At 65.1% G+C, this 17,904-nt stretch carries 18 protein-coding genes and 1 tRNA gene; 9 read left to right on the forward strand and 10 right to left on the reverse strand.

The annotated features are described in order from the left end of the window. Together CK228_RS34300 and CK228_RS35115 are read right to left on the reverse strand one after the other, a co-directional pair. Positions 1-1,197 (reverse strand): Xaa-Pro peptidase family protein (locus tag CK228_RS34300; RefSeq protein ID WP_143750659.1); only part of this gene is annotated, 1,197 nt, incomplete at its 3' end. A gap of 92 nt (positions 1,198-1,289) precedes the next feature. Then, positions 1,290-1,481: a hypothetical protein gene (locus tag CK228_RS35115; RefSeq protein ID WP_143750660.1), complete on the reverse strand. Its 192-nt coding sequence runs from the start codon at positions 1,479-1,481 to the stop codon at positions 1,290-1,292. 83 nt (positions 1,482-1,564) lie between these two features. Between CK228_RS35115 and CK228_RS34305 the strand changes: the two genes are divergently transcribed. The 6 genes from CK228_RS34305 (at position 1,565) to CK228_RS34335 (ending at position 7,318) form a co-directional block, all read left to right on the forward strand. Beyond that, positions 1,565-3,175 (forward strand): ABC transporter substrate-binding protein, encoded by a 1,611-nt coding sequence (locus CK228_RS34305; RefSeq protein WP_095790634.1) that lies wholly within the window; start codon positions 1,565-1,567, stop codon positions 3,173-3,175. A gap of 250 nt (positions 3,176-3,425) precedes the next feature. Continuing rightward, a complete protein-coding gene (locus CK228_RS34315) occupies positions 3,426-4,412 on the forward strand; it encodes an ABC transporter permease (protein WP_095772394.1) in 987 nt (328 codons plus the stop codon). Next, the gene (locus CK228_RS34320) at positions 4,409-5,239 is read left to right on the forward strand and encodes an ABC transporter permease (RefSeq protein ID WP_095790636.1); all 831 of its coding nucleotides are present in this window, start codon (positions 4,409-4,411) and stop codon (positions 5,237-5,239) included. The genes CK228_RS34315 and CK228_RS34320 overlap by 4 nt, the downstream gene beginning before the upstream one ends. Beyond that, complete coding sequence (locus tag CK228_RS34325; protein WP_179296132.1) at positions 5,236-6,033, forward strand: ABC transporter ATP-binding protein; 798 nt, start codon at positions 5,236-5,238, stop codon at positions 6,031-6,033. Before CK228_RS34320 ends, CK228_RS34325 begins: the two co-directional genes overlap by 4 nt. Further along, the gene (locus tag CK228_RS34330) at positions 6,030-6,815 is read left to right on the forward strand and encodes an ATP-binding cassette domain-containing protein (RefSeq protein ID WP_095790637.1); all 786 of its coding nucleotides are present in this window, start codon (positions 6,030-6,032) and stop codon (positions 6,813-6,815) included. The genes CK228_RS34325 and CK228_RS34330 overlap by 4 nt, the downstream gene beginning before the upstream one ends. Beyond that, positions 6,812-7,318 (forward strand): L-2-amino-thiazoline-4-carboxylic acid hydrolase, encoded by a 507-nt coding sequence (locus CK228_RS34335; protein WP_095790638.1) that lies wholly within the window; start codon positions 6,812-6,814, stop codon positions 7,316-7,318. The genes CK228_RS34330 and CK228_RS34335 overlap by 4 nt, the downstream gene beginning before the upstream one ends. Before the next feature lie 150 nt (positions 7,319-7,468). Here CK228_RS34335 and CK228_RS34340 read toward each other — a convergent pair whose 3' ends face one another. The 4 genes from CK228_RS34340 to CK228_RS34355 form a co-directional block, all read right to left on the reverse strand. Beyond that, positions 7,469-8,224, reverse strand: coding sequence for an ATP-binding cassette domain-containing protein (locus CK228_RS34340; protein ID WP_095790639.1), 756 nt, complete (start codon positions 8,222-8,224; stop codon positions 7,469-7,471). Further along, complete coding sequence (locus CK228_RS34345; protein WP_095790640.1) at positions 8,217-9,278, reverse strand: ribose ABC transporter; 1,062 nt, start codon at positions 9,276-9,278, stop codon at positions 8,217-8,219. Before CK228_RS34345 ends, CK228_RS34340 begins: the two co-directional genes overlap by 8 nt. Before the next feature lie 95 nt (positions 9,279-9,373). Continuing rightward, complete coding sequence (locus tag CK228_RS34350; RefSeq protein WP_095772387.1) at positions 9,374-10,351, reverse strand: ABC transporter substrate-binding protein; 978 nt, start codon at positions 10,349-10,351, stop codon at positions 9,374-9,376. A gap of 412 nt (positions 10,352-10,763) precedes the next feature. Continuing rightward, positions 10,764-11,663 carry a sugar-binding domain-containing protein gene (locus CK228_RS34355; protein ID WP_095772386.1) on the reverse strand — a complete coding sequence of 300 codons (900 nt, stop codon included), beginning with the start codon at positions 11,661-11,663 and terminating at the stop codon, positions 10,764-10,766. A 262-nt stretch (positions 11,664-11,925) separates the two neighbouring features. On the opposite strand from CK228_RS34355, the gene CK228_RS34360 reads away from it, so the two are divergent. Both CK228_RS34360 and CK228_RS34365 read left to right on the forward strand, forming a co-directional pair. Next, positions 11,926-12,834: a tagatose-bisphosphate aldolase gene (locus CK228_RS34360; RefSeq protein WP_095790641.1), complete on the forward strand. Its 909-nt coding sequence runs from the start codon at positions 11,926-11,928 to the stop codon at positions 12,832-12,834. Positions 12,835-12,918: 84 nt separating this feature from the next. Further along, entirely contained in the window at positions 12,919-14,355 is a 1,437-nt protein-coding gene (locus CK228_RS34365) for an ROK family protein (protein ID WP_245438184.1), read from the forward strand. A gap of 17 nt (positions 14,356-14,372) precedes the next feature. Here CK228_RS34365 and CK228_RS34370 read toward each other — a convergent pair whose 3' ends face one another. From CK228_RS34370 to CK228_RS34380, 3 genes are all read right to left on the reverse strand, one after another. Continuing rightward, complete coding sequence (locus CK228_RS34370; protein ID WP_095790643.1) at positions 14,373-15,155, reverse strand: DeoR/GlpR family DNA-binding transcription regulator; 783 nt, start codon at positions 15,153-15,155, stop codon at positions 14,373-14,375. 173 nt (positions 15,156-15,328) lie between these two features. Next, positions 15,329-15,940, reverse strand: coding sequence for an NAD(P)-dependent oxidoreductase (locus tag CK228_RS34375; RefSeq protein WP_095772382.1), 612 nt, complete (start codon positions 15,938-15,940; stop codon positions 15,329-15,331). A gap of 36 nt (positions 15,941-15,976) precedes the next feature. Continuing rightward, positions 15,977-16,615 (reverse strand): DsbA family protein, encoded by a 639-nt coding sequence (locus CK228_RS34380; protein WP_095790645.1) that lies wholly within the window; start codon positions 16,613-16,615, stop codon positions 15,977-15,979. A gap of 138 nt (positions 16,616-16,753) precedes the next feature. Here CK228_RS34380 and CK228_RS34385 point away from each other — a divergent pair, with 138 nt between their 5' ends. After that, positions 16,754-17,671 (forward strand): LysR family transcriptional regulator, encoded by a 918-nt coding sequence (locus tag CK228_RS34385; protein WP_095772381.1) that lies wholly within the window; start codon positions 16,754-16,756, stop codon positions 17,669-17,671. Positions 17,672-17,827: 156 nt separating this feature from the next. Here the strand turns inward: CK228_RS34385 and CK228_RS34390 are convergent. After that, positions 17,828-17,904: transfer RNA gene (locus tag CK228_RS34390), tRNA-Met, on the reverse strand.

Below are 17,904 nucleotides of genomic sequence, written 5' to 3' on the forward strand. Positions count from 1 at the left end.
AGATGTGTATAAGAGACAGCCCCTGTTCCACCCCCGACCCCGGTCGCCGAACATCACATAGCCGGTGTCTGTCACCGCTAGCGTGTCCTCCAGCTTGATGAAGCCGCGCGTCGGATGAAGCATGGTCGTCTCGACCGACAGCACCATGTTCTTTTCCAGCGGCTTTGCCGCATAGGTGCCTTCATAGGCCACCGGGTGGTTGGTCATCAGGAACGGCGCTTCATGCGTGATCAGCCCCATGCCATGGGCGAAGAAATCCGTATAGGACGCAACCTTCGATGCCTTCAGCACACCCTCGGCGTGAGAAATCATGTCGCCGCCCAGCGTGCCGGCTTTCACCTTGGAGAACGCCGCCTGCTGCACGGTTTCGACCTCGGCCAGCAGGTCCTCGAGTTCGGCATCTGGCTCGCCCAGAATGCCCATGCGGCAGAGGTCGCCGATATAGCCGTGATAATTGCCGCCGGAATCGATCGACAGCACCTCGCCCTTCTTCCATGCCTGCGGCGAGGCGGCGCGGTTGTGGCTGGAGCCTAGCGTCAGCAGGCAATATTCGAAATGCGCGCCGCGATTGGTCTCCTCGCGCCGCAGCTGTTCGATCATCTCGGCCTTGGTCGTGCCTTCGCGCGCCCAGGCGATGGTTGCCAGCATGGAATCGGTGATCAGTTCGGAGGCCGTGCGCAGCTTCTCCAGCTCCGCATCGGTCTTGATGGCGCGCATGCGCTCCAGCATGTCGGTGGCGTCGATCAGCTTCGCTTCCGGCAATGCCTTGCGGATCAGCGCGTAGGCGTCCGACGGCAGGAAGCCGGGCTCGATGCCGATGCGCGCAGCAACCTTGCCGATTTTTTGCAGATGTTCGACGGCTAGGTTGGCGGCATCGAGCGTGCCCCAGCAAGCGGCATGCAGCGTCGGTGTCCAGAACGGGTTGTTCTGGTGCTCGCCGCCTTCCATGCGGTTGCCGATATAGGCCGCGTGATCCGGTCCGCCTTTTTCGTACACGACGATCGGCAGGTAACGGCTGTGGCCGATCGCATCCATGGCTGCGAAGAAGATGAATTTGTAGCCGCCCAGCAGATATTGCGTGTTGTGCTTGGAGGTCGCGAGCAGCACATCGATGCCGGCCTCCTCCATCAGCCGGTCGACCCTGGCCTGGTCGAACGGAATATTGCTGACGGCATTCTTGCCCGGCGCAATGTTCATCTCTCTCTCCCTGAATTTGCCTGGGATCGACGCTGTTCCGCTGCCAATCCTCTGGCTGTGGATCATATCTGCACCATTTTGCCCGCTCTGGTCTAGCCAGAAATACGCCAGCGGCGCAGCGAAACGGTCACCAACTCGTCATCCGTCGCGTATTCGCCAAAACTGGTCCTACCAGATAGATCGAATTGAACCCGTTCTCTTGAACTGGTCCAGCAGACGAAAATTTCAAAGCCAAGCAAGGATGCGCCAATTCCGTCTCTGGCGAAACCCTCGGCAAGGCTCATAATCGCCGCCGCAAGGATGCCGATGGCGGCATTCGAGGGGTGTTGTCGCGCCGATCGGGTCGCGGAGAGGACGGAGTTCGATCATGTCAGGTTTCACGATTTCGAGACGCAAGATGCTTGCCGGCTCGGCGATGCTGCTGACCTCCACGGCCATGCCGACATTGGGCTGGGCGCAGACACCGAAAAAGGGCGGCCGCCTGGTGCTCGCCGCCGATTCCGAGCCGCGCAACCTCAACCCGGCGATCGTCGCCTCCAACGGCGTCTTCTTCATCTCCAGCAAGATCGTCGAGACGCTGGCCGAAGCCTCCTTCGACGGCAAGGACGGGCTCGCGCCACGCCTGGCGCTGAGCTGGGAAGGTGCCGCCGACGGGTTGTCGGCGACGTTCAAGCTGCGCGACGGCGTCAAATGGCATGACGGCAAGCCGTTCACCTCGGCCGATGTCGCCTTCTCGGCCCTGCAGATCTGGAAACCGCTGCAGAATCTCGGCCGCACCGTGTTCAAGGATCTGGCCAGCGTCGAGACGCCTGACGATCTCACCGCGGTGTTCAAATTCGCCAAGCCGACGCCGTTCCAGCTGATCCGCAACGCACTGCCGGCGCTGAGCAGCGTCGTGCCGAAACACATCTACGAGGTCGGCAAGATCGAGGACAACCCGGCCAACACCGCGCCGATCGGCACCGGCCCGTTCAAGTTCGGCGAGTACAAGGCCGGCCAATATTACCGGCTGACCAGGAACACCGACTATTGGGGCAAGGACGAACCCTATCTCGACGAGATCATCTACCAGGTGCTGCCCGACCGCACCTCGGCCGCCAGCGCGCTGGAAGCCGAGGAGATCCAGCTCGCCGCCTTCTCCGCCGTGCCGCTGGCCGACCTCGACCGCATCTCCAAGGTGCCGGGCCTGAAGGTGATCACCAAGGGTTATGAGGGGCTGACCTACCAGCTCGTCGTCGAGATCAACCATCGCCGCAAGGAACTGGCCGATTTGAAAGTGCGCCAGGCGATCGCGCATGCCATCGACAAGGACTTCGTCGTCAAGACGGTATTCCTCGGCTATGCCGCGACCGCCACCGGCCCGGTACCGAAGAACGATCCGCAATTCTACACCGCCGATGTCCCGACCTATGCCTTCGACGCCGCCAAGGCCAACGCGCTGCTCGATGAGGCCGGCTACAAGAAAGGTGCTGACGGCAACCGCTTCTCGCTCAAACTTTTGCCGGCACCCTATTTCAACGAGACCAAGCAGTTCGGCGACTATCTGCGTCAGGCGCTCGCGGCCATCGGCATCGACGCGCAGCTGGTCAACAACGACTCCGCCGCGCATATCAAGGCCGTCTACACTGACCACGCCTTCGACCTCGCCGTCGGCCCGCCGGTGTTCCGCGGCGACCCGGCGATCTCGACCACCATCCTGGTCCAGAGCGGCATTCCCGACGGCGTGCCGTTCTCCAACCAGGGCGGCTACAAGAACGACGCTCTCGACGCGCTGATCGCCAAGGCCTCGGAAACGCTCGACACGACGGCCCGCACGGACCTCTACAAGGAGTTCCAGAAAGAGGTGGCCGCCGACCTGCCGCTGATCAACGTTGCTGAATGGAGTTTCATCAGCGTCGCGCGAGACACGGTCGGCAATATTGCCAACAATCCGCGCTGGGCGGTCTCGAACTGGGCGGACACGTATCTGGCGGACTAGCGGTATCATCGCGGATGCTTGCGCATCGTTTGAGTGAGTGCTCATCATCGGCGATGAGAGTTCCCTCATGCTCCCTCTTGTCCTGCCGGAAAGCACCCGCCTTACCCTCCCCCTTGTGGGGAGGGTCGACGAGTGGATGCTGCGAAGCGGCAGCCAGTCGGCGGGGTGGGGGTACTGGCGCGAACCTGAAGACCCCACCCCGCTCCGCTTCGCGGATCGACCCTCCCCATAAGGGGGAGGGTAAGCCAACGTGACCCGCGCCCTCATCCTTCTCCGCCGCCGTCTCGTCGGCAGCGTCTTCGTGCTGCTGATCGTCGTCATCGGCACGTTCCTGCTGCTCGAAGCAGCCCCCGGCGATGCCGTTGACGCCTACATCGTCTCGACCGGCGGCGACGCCGGCATGATCGAATTGCTGCGCCATCGCTGGGGCCTCGACCAATCGGAACTGACGCGGCTCGCCAATTATCTCTGGGCGCTGCTGCATCTCGATCTCGGCCAGTCGGTGACCTTCTCCAGGCCGATCCGCGACGTGATCCTCGAACGGTTGCCCAACACACTGCTGCTGATGGTCAGCGCCACCGCGCTGTCCTTCGGGCTGGGCTCTGCGCTGGGCATCTATGCCGGCGCAAGGCCCGGCAGCGCCCGCGACCGCGTCCTGTCGATTGGCTCGTTGGCGCTCTATGCCGTGCCGGGTTTCTGGCTCGGCCTGGTGCTGATCGTCGTCTTCGCCGTCGACCTGCGCTGGCTGCCGATCGGCGGCATCGAGACGGTCGCCTCGGACAAGACCGGCCTCGACCGCGCCTCCGACATCGCCATCCATCTCATCCTGCCGGTGGCCGCACTCGGCTTCATCTACCTCGCGCTCTATCTGCGCATGATGCGGGCCGGGATGGCCGAAGCCTGGCGGCAGGATTTTGTCCTCGCCGCCCGCGCCAGGGGACTGTCGCGCCGCCGCGTCGTGCTCGCCCACGTCGCCCGCAATGCGCTGCTGCCGCTCATCACCATGCTCGGCCTGCAGTCGGCGCAGATGCTGGGCGGCAGCGTCGTCATCGAGAGCGTCTTTTCCGTACCGGGTCTCGGCCGGCTGGCACAGGAAGCGGTGGCTTCGCGCGACACGCCCCTGCTGCTCGGCATCATCCTCACCAGCGCCGTCCTGGTCGTCGTCATCAACCTGCTGGTCGACATCGCCTATGCCTTCCTCGATCCGCGCGTCGGCGCCGGCGAGGCCGGCGCATGAGCCTGATCCGCCGTTTCCTGCGCACCCCCGAGGCGGTCGCCGGCGCCATCCTGCTGGCCGCACTGATTGCGATGGCGCTCATCGCACCGCTGCTGTTTCCCGGCGATCCTCAAGCCATCGCCGGCCCGACGCTGCTGCCGCCCTTCCAGGACTGGTCGCTGCCGCTCGGCACCGATCGGCTCGGCCGCGACGTGCTGGCCGAACTCGTTCACGGCGCCCGCACCTCGCTCGCTGTCGGCCTTGCGGCGGCCGCGGCGGCACTTGCCATCGGCTCGGTGGTCGGCACGCTTGCCGGCTTTGCCGGCGGCCTCGTCGACGAGGTGCTGATGCGCATCACCGATGCCTTCCAGACCGTGCCGAGCTTCCTGCTGGCGCTGGCTTTCGTCAGCGTCGTTGGCCCATCGCTCGGCATCGTCGTGATCGCCATCGCGCTCGGCACCTGGCCTGGCCCGGCCCGTATCGCCCGCGCGGAAGTCCTCTCCATTCGCGAACGCGACTATGTCGCCAGCGCGCGTGCCATCGGCATGCATCCGCTCGAAATCGCCTTTCGCGAGGTATTGCCCAACGCCCTGCCGCCAGTGCTGGCAATGTCCTCGGTGATCGTCGCAGCCGCCATCCTCACCGAGGCGGCGCTATCCTTCCTCGGCCTCGGCGACCCTAACCGTGTCACCTGGGGCGGGATGATCGCCGAGGGCCGTGCCGTGCTGCGCACCGCGCCCTTCCTGTCGATCATGCCAGGTATCGCGCTGGTGCTGACAGTGCTCGGCGTCTATCTCGCCGGTGAAGGCATTGTCGAGACGACAGCGGTCAGGAGAGGTCTGTCGTGAGCGCGCTCGCTTCGATCCGCGACCTGACGGTGACCTATCGCCGCGACGGCAACGTCGTGGCGGCGCTGAAGAACATCAGCCTCGACATCTTGGCTGGCGAGCGCCTGGCCATCATCGGCGAAAGCGGCTCCGGCAAGAGCACGCTGGCGCTGGCGATTGCGGGATTGCTGCCGGCTTCATCAGCGGTTGGCGGAAGAATTGAATGGCCCGGCCTTGGTCGCGCACCCCTCCTTGGCCGCGACATCGGTTTCGTCTTCCAGGATCCGTCCGCGAGCCTCGATCCCGTGATGACCATCGGCAAACAGATCGCCGAAGTCGCCCGCACCCATGTCGGCCTCACCTGGTCCCAGGCATACGCCAAGGCCAAAACCCTGCTCGAACGCGTCCGCCTGCCCGACCCGGATTCGGCCCTGCACGCCTTCCCGCACCAGCTCTCCGGCGGCCAGAAGCAGCGCGTGGCGATTGCCGCCGCAATCGCGGCCGGGCCGAAACTGCTGATCGCCGACGAGGCGACCAGCGCGCTCGACACCATCGTGCAGGCAAAGATCGTCGCCTTGATCCGCCATCTGGTGGCTGAAGACGGCATGACGCTGCTGTTCATCAGCCATGACATTGCGCTGGCGGCCGAACTCGCCGAGCGCATTGCCGTGTTCCGCCATGGCCAACTCGTCGAACTCGGCACGACGGCACGGATTGTCGACGCCCCAGCTCAAGCCTACACCCGCACCTTGCTCGACGCCCATATCGGCCTCGACGCCGTACCGCTGCTGAACCGAGCCGGGCTGTCCGCATGAGCCTGCTCGCCGTGTCCAGCCTCACCAAACGCTACCGTCGCGGCGGCAAGACCGTCATTGCGGTCGACGACGTCTCTTTTCACATCGAGCCCGGCGAAACACTGGCGCTGGCCGGCCCTTCCGGCAGCGGCAAGTCGACGATCGCCCGGCTGGTGCTGCGCCTGATCGAGCCGGACGCTGGCGCCATTGAATTCGAGCGCGACGACTTCCTGGCCTTGCGCGGCGCAACGCTCAGAGCGCGCCGCGCGCGTCTGCAAACAGTGTTCCAGGATCCGCTTGCCGCTTTCAACCCGCGCGCCACCGTGGCGCGTGTCCTCGATGATCCCTTGCGCATCCACGGTATCGCCTCCCGCATCGAGCGGCCGCGCCGCATCGCCGCCTTGCTCGAGCGGGTCGGGCTGGCGGCCGATCTCGCGCCGCGAGCCATCCACGAAATCTCCGGCGGTCAGCGGCAGCGCGTCGCCATCGCCCGCGCCATCGCCGCAAGACCATCGCTGATCGTGCTCGACGAGGCGGTCTCGGCACTCGACGTCTCGGTGCGCGGCCAGATCCTCGACCTTTTGCTGGACCTGCAAAGGCAGGAACGGATCGCCTATCTCTTCATTTCCCATGATCTCGGCGTCGTGCGCGCCGTCGCCCACCGCGTCATCCTTCTCGATGCCGGCCGGATCGCCGAGAGCGGCGATGCTCGCGCCGTCATCGACGCCCCGCAATCGGCCATCGGCAAGGCGTTGGTGGCGGCAGCACCAAGGCTCAAAGGAACCACACAGGACGCATCATGACCGCTCCCGAAGCCAGAGCCGAAAAGCTGTCGCGTGAACTCGATTCGGCCTTCCGCAACCGCGCCGACCTCTACCGACTGTTCCTCGAAGAACTGACCGGAGAGCTGGGTTCTGACAAGGCGGAGGCGATCATGATCCACGCTATCGAGCAGCGCGGCAAGGAAGTGGCGGCGGCTGCCTTCGCCAGCTTCGGCGCCAACGATGCACGCGCCATCGGCCAAGCCTTCCTGGCGGTCAGCCCGGATGGCGGCCTGCTGTATCCGACCGATGTCGAACGCGGCGACGACCGCATCGCTTTCAAGGTCAAACGCTGCCCGCTGAAAGACGCCTGGGTCGAGGCCGGCGTTGGCGACGAAAGGCTCGCCACGCTCTGCCGCATCGCCGGCGCCTTCGACCGCGGCCTGTTCGAGGCGACCGGCGTGCGCTTCGACAATGTCACCTGGACGCCCGGTCACGGCTCCGGCTGCTGCCACATCACGCTGACCAATCGCGATGCCGGCTAAGCAGTTCTAAGGTGTGTTGAGATAGGTGAGCACCGGCCTACGCCCAGCGGTAGCCTTAGCTGCCACGCCGTTCACGAGTGCTTCGGCCGGCGAAGGCCGGAAGCGCAGGAAACCACCTTGCAGACCGGCATCACCTGAATATCAATGCACCTAACCGCCGACCATCAGCTTGACGACCTCATCATGGTTGGTCTCGGAAATCTTGCGCTCGCCGGCCTGGACGCCGCGCCGCAGCACGACGATACGGTCCGAGACAGCGAAGATGTCCTGCAGATTGTGCGAGATGAAGATCACGCCGCGTCCTTGTGCCTTGAGCTGGTGGATCAGCGAGATCACCTTGCGCTGCTCCGGCACGCCAAGTGCGGCGGTCGGTTCGTCCATGATCAGGATCTGCGCATCCCAGTAGACGGCGCGGCCAATGGCGACGGCCTGGCGCTGGCCGCCGGAGAAATTGCTGACCGGAGCCTCGAGCCGGCTGACATGGAAATCCAGCCGCCCCATCGTTGCCTTGGCCGCTTCGGCCATCGCCTTGCGGTCGAGCACCGGCAGGAAGCCGAACGCCTTGCGCATCGGTTCGCGGCCAAGGAAGATGTTGGCGCCGATCGACAGATTGTCGGCGAGCGCCAGATCCTGGTAGATCGTCTCGATGCCCTTTTCGCGCGCCTCTTGCGGCGTCGCGAACGCCACCGGCTGACCCCGCAGCAGTATCTCGCCACCCGTCGGCTGAAACACCCCCGATATCGCCTTGATCAGCGTCGTCTTGCCGGCACCGTTGTCACCGGCCAGCGCCACCACTTCGCCCGGCCGCACGGCCATGGAGAAGTCGTTGAGCGCACGCACGGCGCCGAAGTGCTTCGACAGGTTGCGGACTTCCAGCAGGGGCGTGTTCTGGTTGGTGCTATTCATCCTGACGGGCTCCACTGAACCGGCGCTGCGCCTGGTCGATAAGGACGGAAATGATGATGACGACGCCGACGGCGATGAACTGCCAGAACGGCTCGACATTGACGAAGACCAGCCCGTACTGGATGACCGCGATCACCAGCGCCCCGGCGACGGTGCCGAAGATGGTGCCGGAGCCGCCGAACAGGCTGGCGCCGCCGATCACCACCGCCGCGACGCTGTCGAGCAGCAGGGGTTCGCCGGCCTGTGCGGCGCCCGCCGTGAAGCGCGCGGCATAGAGCGCGCCGCCAAGGCCGGCGCACATCGCCGACAGCACATAGAGCCGCAATATGTGGCCCCTGATGTCGATGCCGGCCCGCCGCGCCGCCTGCACATTGGCGCCGATGGCGTAATTGTGCTGGCCGAAGCGGGTCTGGCTGAGCAGATAGTGCATGACGATGACGAAGATGGCGGTGATCAGCACCAGATAAGGGATGCCATAGAACTTGCCGTTGCCGAGCAACGCGAACCAGGAGTTCTGCACCGGCACGGTGGTGCCGCCGGCAAGCAGGAAGGCGGCGCCGCGCGCGACGCCGAACATGCCGAGCGTGCCGATGAAAGGCGGCACCTTGAGCCGCGAGATCAGCAGGCCGTTGATGACGCCCGGCACGCTGGCGACGATCACCGAGGCAAGGATACCGGCCAGCATGGCCAGCGGCAGGGGAATGGTGGCGCCCGCTATATTGGTGGCATGCGCGGCGATGACGGCGGCCAGCCCCATGATGAAGCCGAGCGACAGATCGATGCCGCCGGAAATGATGACGAAGGTCTGGCCGGTCGCCAGCAGCAGCGGCGCCACGGCGAAGATGGCGATGGACTGCAGGTTGAACGGGTTGAGGACGAAGGTCGCGCCGAAGGCGAGCCGCGACCAGACCTCGAAACAGATGAGCAGTCCGGCCAGGAACAACCAGGCGCGCGCTTCGGCGATGCGTGCGACCAGGCTTCGGGCCGGATCGCCATGGTCGGCCTGAGGGGCGACATGCTTCTCGGCAGGCTGGGCTGGTGATGTCGAGGTCATGGATACTCCGCGGCGCCTTCAAACAGGTCTCGATTGGCGAGGGACCCGGTGCAGGCTCCTCCCGGCGGGCCGGGAAGAGCCAGACTGTGCTGGACTTACTCGGAGTAGAGATACTTCGAGATGTTCGGATCCGCGATGTTGGACTTGTCCATGATCGTGAAGCCGGTGCCGATGGTGACCGGGATCGAATGGCCGGTCAGGTGGGCATAGGCCGAGACGACGCCGTAATAGCCGATCTCGGCTGGATGTTGGGCGATCGCCACGTCGACCAGGCCGGTGTTGATGTTGTCGACGATGCTGGTCGGCGCATCGAAGGCGACGACCTTGACCGTGCCGGTCTGTCCCGCCTGCTTGACGCCGTTGGCGGCACCCAGCGCCGAGAACAGATTGGCGCCGAAGACGCCGACCAGGTCGGGATTGCGCGCGAACACCGCCTGCAACTGCGAAGCCGCCTTGTTGGCGTCGTCATCATTGAACTGGGTTTCCAGCACGGTGATGCCCGGATGCTTGGCCATCTCCTTCTTGAAGCCTTCTTCACGCTGGTCGGTGGTGGAGATGCCGGGCTTGACGTTCGAGACGTAGACCTTGCCCTTGTCGCCAATGGACGTGGCCAAAGCCCGCGCCGCGATCTCGCCGCCCAGCACATTGTCCGACGCGATGTAGGACAGCGGGAAATCGGCATCGCCGGCGCCGGTCTGGTAGACGCCGCTGCCGATGAAAGTGTCGACGGTGATGACCGGAACGCCGGCGTCATTGGCCTTGCGCAGCGGCTCGACCAGCTGAACCTTGTCGGTCGGCGCGATCAGGATCGCATCCGGCTTCTTGGCGATGACCGCGTCGAGCACCGGCACCTGGGTGACGGGGTTGAAGTCCGGCGCACCCTGGAAGACCAGATTGACGCCAAGCGCGTCGGCCGCCGCCTGGGCGCCCTTGCGCATGGTGATGTAGAAGCCGTCCGTGGTCAGGCCCGGAATGAGCGCAATGGTGTATTTTTTGTCCTGCGCCTGCGCGGGCGCGATCAGCACCGTGGCACTGACGGCGAGCGCCGCGAGCGCGGCAACGATCTTTTTCATGACATCCTCCTCATTGTTGGCAGATCTGCCGTTGCAAGTGACATTGGAATGGCCGTCATCCGTTCGGATGCCGACGGCCGGGAACGCCTGTTTGCCTTTCGCGGGCAGCTCCTCCCAAGCGCCCTCCAGTCGATATGTCGGCCGGTCAGTCGCCGGCGCACCGGGCCACAGCCCCGTTCCCTAGCCTCCGCGAGGTCCGGCAAACCGTGTCCCACGCCTCGCCTTGCCGGCGGGCGTTCGAACTTGTAACACTTTGCAGAAATAAATTGCAACTCGGTTTTTCCGAGTTGGCAGTGCCGGGCTTTTCACACCGAACGACATCCGACTGCTCCGCAGAGCCCCGGTCAACTATCACCCGCGGCTTTCGGCGGCACAACTGGTTTCGTGACGGCGTCCTGCCTGGATTATTCCGTTAAGCGAACGCCGCGAGGATGGCCTGCGCCGTCTTGGTATCGGTCACCAACGTGTTGATGAGACCGGCGCGAACGGCGGCGATAATCGCCGTCGCCTTTTCCGGCGACGCGGCGAGGCCAATGACCAGCGGCACCGCGCGCAACTGCGCCGGCGACATGGCGATCATCCGGCTCTCCCCTTCCCAGGCAATCAGCGTGCCTTCGGCATCGAAGTAATGGCGAAGCACGTCGCCGGCGGCATGAACCAGCGCCTGCTCGCTCGGCGTGGCGGCGCTCGCCTCGGGGGCGTTGATGGCATGCGGCAGGCCGATGCCGACGATCGCGACATCGGTCCTCTCCCACAAAGCGACGGCATCGCGGATGGCGGTGTCGCGCAGGAAGACCTCTCGCAATTCGCTGGAAGGCAGATAGGGGGCATGGATGAAATGCGGGGTGCCGCCGAACTCTTCGGCGGCGAGCCGCACGAATTCATTGACCTGAAAATGCGCCGCCTGCTGCTGCATGCCGCCGGTGGCGGCCACGGTCAGCACGCCGGGCATGCGCGGCAGTCCGGCCCGGATGACCTCGCGCACGGCGCGCCCCCAGCCGATGGCGACGACGGAGCCCGCCACCAGCTGCGCCTGCCTGAGCAGCCCGCCAAGGGGTGCCGCGAGCGCCGCCAGCGTGCCCGCCGCCGGCGTCTCGACCACCGCGGCATCGCGCAATTTCAAGCCATCGATCAGTTGCCTGGTGATGTCCTCCGGCGTTGCCAGGTCGAGAACCTCGATGCGGACAATGCCCTCGGCCCGCGCCCGCTGCAGCAAGCGCGAAATCGTCGCGGTGGACACTCCGAGCCGGCGAGCGATATCGACCTGCGACATCTCCTCCACATAATGCAGCTTGGCCACCGTATGCAGCATCGTCCGCGATGCGGTCGCATCCTGGATGGGAGGGGAAGACAGCTTGCAATTCCTTTCAGCAACGTGTTACATACACATAGGCCGACGGGAGTTATCGCGCAAATCCAGCCAACTCGCAACGTGCGGCGGGCCGCGAGCCCGGCGAGGCGCTTTCTTCGAAGGCGATGGCGCGTCACGGCTCACTGCCGGCCAGAACTGAACATCGTTGTTTCCACGGGATCCGCGCCCTTCGTCTGGAGAGCGCCAACATCGGATTGAGACCATGACCAAGATGACCACCGCGGAACTGCGCGGCTATCAGCAGATATGTGGCAAGGACGGGGCCATGGTGGCCATCGCCTGCGACCAGCGCGGCGGCATGCGGACCCTGCTGGCGTCGGACCCGGACGAACAGGCCAAGATCACCAATGACATGCTCGGCGACACCAAGGCCGACATCACGCGCTACCTCGCCAGTGCGGCGTCCTGCGTGCTGCTCGACCCGCTCTGCGCGGTGCCGCGCATTGTCGACGAAGGCGTCCTGAACCGCGATACGGCGCTGCTCATCGGCCTCGACGCTTCCGGTTTCGATATCTCTCCCGAAGGCTACCGCCTTTCGCGCCTGGTTCCCGGCATCGACGCGCGCCGCGTCCGCGCACTCGGCGGCACAGGCGGCAAGATCATGGTGTATCTGCGGGCCGACAAGCCTGAGGCGAATGAGCACAACATCGCCATCCTGCGCCAGTGCATCGCCGATTTCGGGCAGGAAGACCTGTTGCTGGTCGTCGAGTTCCTGACCTACCAGCTCGACGGGGAAAGCCCCGAGGACTATGCGGCCAAGACGCCATGGCTTGTCGAGGAAGGCACCAGGATTTCGCTGGAGTGTGGCGCCAAGGTGCTGAAGCTTCCCTACCCCGGGACGCCGCAAGCCTGCGCCAACATCACCAAAATGGCCGGCGACGTGCCCTGGGCGGTGCTTTCGGCCGGCGTCAACCACGCGACCTTTCTCGGCCAGGTCGAGATCGCCATGCAGAATGGCGCCTCGGGCGTCATCGCCGGCCGCTCGCTGTGGAAGGATTGCATCTCGCTCGACCGTGACATCCAGCGCGAAAGGCTTAAGACCATCGCAGTGCCGCGATTGCGTGAAATCCAGGCCGTGATCGGGCACTACCGGCAGAAAGCCGCTGCCTGACAGCTGCGTTGGACGAGAGCTGTTCCGGCGAAAGTGTGAAGCGGCTTTGCGTCCGGAATTGCGCGAAAACAGATGCGGGACGCCATGCCTCAGAGCATAGGAATAGATATCGGCGGCACCAATCTGCGTGCCGCCCGCATTTCCGGTACCGGTGAAATCCTCAAGCGTGTTTCCGAAAAGAGCGCGCCCGACCCGGAGCTGGTGCTCGGCCGCATCGCCGACATGGTGCGCCTTCTCGACACGCCGGATGTGAAGGCCATCGGTGTCGGCGTGCCGGGCCGCGTCGATGCGCGGCGCGGCGCGGTGTTGTCTGGCGGCTATGTCAACCTCGCCTCGGTTGCGCTCGCCCAGCGCCTGGAAGACATGACAGGCAAGCCTGTCGTCATCGACAATGACTGCAACATGGCGCTGGCCGCCGAGATGGCGCTCGGCGCCGGGCGCGGCCATGGCAACATCGTCATGTTCACCATCGGCACCGGCATTGGCGGCGCCGTCGCCCAGGATCGGCGGATTACGCGAGGTTCGGCAACGGCGGGTCAGCTCGGCCACATCACCGTCGACGTCAATGGCGAGGTCTGCGCCTGCGGCCGGCGCGGCTGCGTCGAAACCACCAGTTCGGGCACCGCGCTCGGCCGTCACATTGCGCGCGCCGGCCTCGACGCCGACATTTCAGTCGATCAACTCTTTGCCCGCGATACGGCCGGCGATATCCAGGCGCGCGGCATACTGGACGCCTGGGTGAAACCGCTGCGGGCCGCCATCGACACCGCCGTTGCCATGCTCGCTCCCGACCTGGTGCTGCTTGGCGGCGGGCTTGGCCGGGCGGCCCACGCAGCACTCGGCCGCGCGCCGGCTCTGGCGCCCTGGTATCAATGCCAGGTCGAACCGGCACAACTCGGCGACGACGCCGGGGTGATCGGCGCCGGCCTCCAGGCGCTGGCGGGGGAGTTGCACACGTCGCCCTCGACCCAGCCCAGCCGCTCGCGGCGCGCTGTGCTCGTCAACGGCATCCCCGCCAGCGGCAAGAGCAGCGTCTCGCGCGGTATCGCTGATCGCATGGGCTGGCCGCTGCTGGCGCTCGACACGATCAAAAACCCTTTTCTCGAAGTGCTCGGTGGCGGCGACCGCCTGTTCAACCGCACGCTCGGCCGCGCCAGCTACCAGGCGATCTGGTCGGTGGTCGGCGAAGCGCCTGCCGGCACCACCTTCATCGTCGATGCCTGGTTCGGCTTCCAGCCGCGCGAGGTCCTCGAGGATCATCTGCGAAAGGCCGGCGTCGAGCAGACTTTCGAAATCTGGTGCCACGCGCCCGGCGAGGTCCTTGCCGAGCGCTATGGCGCCCGCCTCGACCAGCGCCCCGCCGGCCATCCCGGTGCCGCCTATGTTCCCGAACTGATCGAGCTCGCCAAGCGCGCCGAACCGCTGCGGCGCGGACCGCTCTTCGACGTCGACACGACGAAGCTCATCGACTTCGATGCCATCACGGCCTGGTTGCGGGCGACGATGGCCGGCGGCGCATAGACAGTCGGAAGACCCGTTCAGTCGCCGCTACAGACGTGAAGTTCCGTTCCGGCCGCTTCGATGACCGCGCGTAGTGCCGGTTGCGGTGCACGATCCGTGACGATGTCGGAAAGCGCGCTGAGCGCGCAGATCCGTTCGAGGCTGTTGCGGCCGAACTTGTCGTTGGTCACCACAAGCGCTGTGGACAGCGCGCGAGAGATCATGGCCCGCTTGACCGCCGCCGCTCCCGAGATCATGTCGCTAGGCCCTTCCGCGGACAGGCTCGACGCGCCGATGATGGCAATGTCGGCATTGTAGCGCCTGACGAATTCCACCGTATCCTCACCGACCACGCTGGCTTCTCGGCTGTCATAGGTGCCGGGGCACAGGATAACCCGAAAGCTCGGATTGGCGCCGGCCACCGAGGCCACGCCGATGGAGTTGGTGATGATGGTCAGTTCCCGCTTCAGCTGCGAGAGACTGCGCGCCACCTCATAGGTCGTCGAGCCGCCATCGATCATCACGATCTGGCCTTTCTCGACCAGTCCGGCCGCGCCGCGCCCGATCTGCGCCCGCTCCTCGATCATGGTCTGGCTGCGCTCGGCGATCACCGGCTCGGATGTCACCAGCGAGATCGTCGCGCCGCCATAGGTTCGGTTGAGCAACCCCGCATCGCCAAGCTCGATAAGGTCGCGCCGGATCGTTTCGCCGGCGACACCCAGGCGCAAAGCGAGCCTGGAAACACGGATCGAGGCCGAGCGGCGCACTTCCGACAGGATGAGCTCGTGCCGCTCCTTCTTCGACAGCCGGCTCTGTTCCATGATCTGCCCTCCGCGAAGCCGACAGTATTATCCATGCCGACGCTGGTGGGGAAGGAGTCTCGCAAGACCCGGCTGGGCTGCCTTGATTCGAACGATTGAAGCGGGGATGCCGGCTGGCCCTGATGCGGCTGGCGTCGGCCGGCCTCGATCGAGACACGGCCGCCGCCGGTTGATCAATAGCCGACGGTAAAACGCTGCCTGATGTGGGCAGGCTTCTCGATCTCGTCGACCATGACGATGGCGTAGTCCTCGAAGGAGATGCTGCTGCCCTTGTCGGAGGCCAGTAGCGTGTCCTTGCCCAGGCGGAATTTGCCGGTGCGCTCGCCCGGGACGAACATGGCGGAGGGCGACAGGAACGTCCAATCGAGGTCGCCGACGGCTTTCAGCCTGTCGAGGAAGTCGGCGCCCTTCTGTGCCTCGGCCTTGTAGATGGCGGGGAATTCGGGGGTGTCGACCAGCCTTTTACCGGGCGCGACCTCAAGGCTGCCGGCGCCGCCGACGATGAGGTAGCGCTTCACGCCGGAAGCCCGCACTGCGGCAATCAGCGTGTCGGAATCGCTGTCCAGGAAATGCACTGCGCTGATCACCAAATCATGGCCACGGATCAGGTCGGCGAGACCTTGCCTGTCGAAGACATCGCCCTTCCTCGCAGTCACGCCGGGCAGCGCGGCAATCTTTTCGGGGTTGCGGGCAATACCGGTGACCGTATGGCCACGGTCGGAGAGTTCCTTGAGCAGGCGCGAACCGACGGCGCCTGATGCACCGATGAGAGCGACTTTTGACATGTCCTTTTCCAGTCCTTGTTGGGGTCAGTTGGGGGATCACGCCGCCGCGATATGGGCGACGAGATTGTCGAAGCTGCCGAACAGCGCGTTCGAGCCGATGAGGCGCGGTGCATCGTTGCGGATAATCGCGAGGGAAGGCACGCCATTGGCGTCCAGGCGCTGGAACAGCGTGCGGCCGCGGCCAACCAGCTCGCCGTGAGCCGTCAGCAAGGTTTCGGTCGGCGCCTTCAACATTGCTGCTGCATCGGCCATGCCGGCATCGGCGAGCACGGCGGCCACGCCTCCGACAGTCACGATATCCCGGCCATCGACATAACGCGCGCGCTGGATAGCCTTCAGAGCGCTCAGCCGACGGTTGGGGTCCTCGAGGGCGGCAGCGCTGATGCCGAGCGTGGCGGCATGCGAGTCGAGCAAGGTGCCACGAATATTGAGGACATTGTTTCGGTACGCCTGCGTGAACTTCTGTCCGGTCAGACGCTCGATGCGCTGGTCATTCGCCCAGGCATGGGCGGCAAAGCCTTCATCCATCGGCCGCGCCCCGGCACCGGAGAACAGGCCGGTCGGCAGCAGCTCGATGCGCGAGCCGCTGGCCAAGAGCCTGTCCAGCATCGGCGTGGCGCCGTAACACCAGCCGCAGAGCGGATCGAAAAGGTAAGTTACATCTGAATTGCTCACGATCGCTGCCATCCTCGGTACGGATTGTCGGCTGACGAGCCGCCAAAAGTCTTGGCCGTATGTGGCAGACGGAGGTCTTGCGATAAATGCCAGCCAATAATACAAACTGTCCGATCAGATCAGACAAAAGCAGTCGCCATGGCCGACCTTCTGAACCTCAATCGGCTCGTCTACTTCACCACCGTGATGGAAACCGGCTCGTTCACATCAGCCGCGGACCGGCTTGGCGTCGCCAAGGCCGTGGTCAGCCATCAGGTCGGGAGGCTCGAGGAGGAACTGGGCGCAACGCTGCTGCAGCGCACGACACGACGCGTCACCCCGACGGAAGACGGTCGCCTCTTTTATGATCGCGCGATGATCATCCTGCGCGAGGCGGAGGCGGCCTATGGCGAGATCTCGCACGGCGCGGTCGAGCCGAGCGGAACTCTGAAGCTGACCGCGCCGCTCGACTACGGCACCAGAGTGGTGGCGCCGGTCATGGCGGCATATCTGAAGGCCTATCCGCAAATGCGCGTCGAAGCGATCTTCGACGACGCGGTGAGCAATCTGGTCGATGAGCAGATCGATCTCGGCATCCGCGTTGGCTGGCTTACCGATTCCTCCAACCAGGCGCGGCGACTGGGCACGATTAGGCAGATCGTCGTTGCGAGCCCGGCCTTCGCGGCAAGCCTGCCCGCGGATGCGAACCCGAACCAGGCACGATCGCTGGCCTGGGTCGGCAATGCCCAGCTGCGCGGCGTCGGCCAATGGCTGTTTTCCAGAGAAGGCGAGACGGTGCTGACCGAACTCAATCCCGTCGTCGTCTGCGACAAAAGCCCGGCGGCCTATGCCTGCGTGCTTGCAGGTATCGGTCTGGGTATATTTCCCGACTATGCGGTCGATGAGGATATCGTCGGGGGTCGGCTTGTGCGGATATTCGCGCAGTGGGCCTTGCCGACCGGCGGCATCCACGCGGTGTTCCCGCCGGCCCGCTTCCGGCCTGCCAAGGTGCGCGCCTTCGTCGAATTGCTCGTCGCCGCCGAGAGAAAGCGAGCACGCGGCAAGGCCAGGGGGTGACGCGGCACACAGCTCGCAATGTCAGTGGAGACTTACATCGGGGCACCTCGGCTTTGCCTGCTTGCGGACCGCTGGGCGGGAGGCAGTCGTCGGCGATCGTTGCCCTAAAAACAAAAACGGCCCGCTGGTTTGAGCCAGGCGGGCCGTTTTTTGATTTGGTTGCGGGGACAGGATTTGAACCTGTGACCTTCAGGTTATGAGCCTGACGAGCTACCGGGCTGCTCCACCCCGCG

It is taken from the genome of Mesorhizobium sp. WSM4312 (genome assembly GCF_002294875.1).
Taxonomy (GTDB): Bacteria; Pseudomonadota; Alphaproteobacteria; order Rhizobiales; family Rhizobiaceae; genus Mesorhizobium.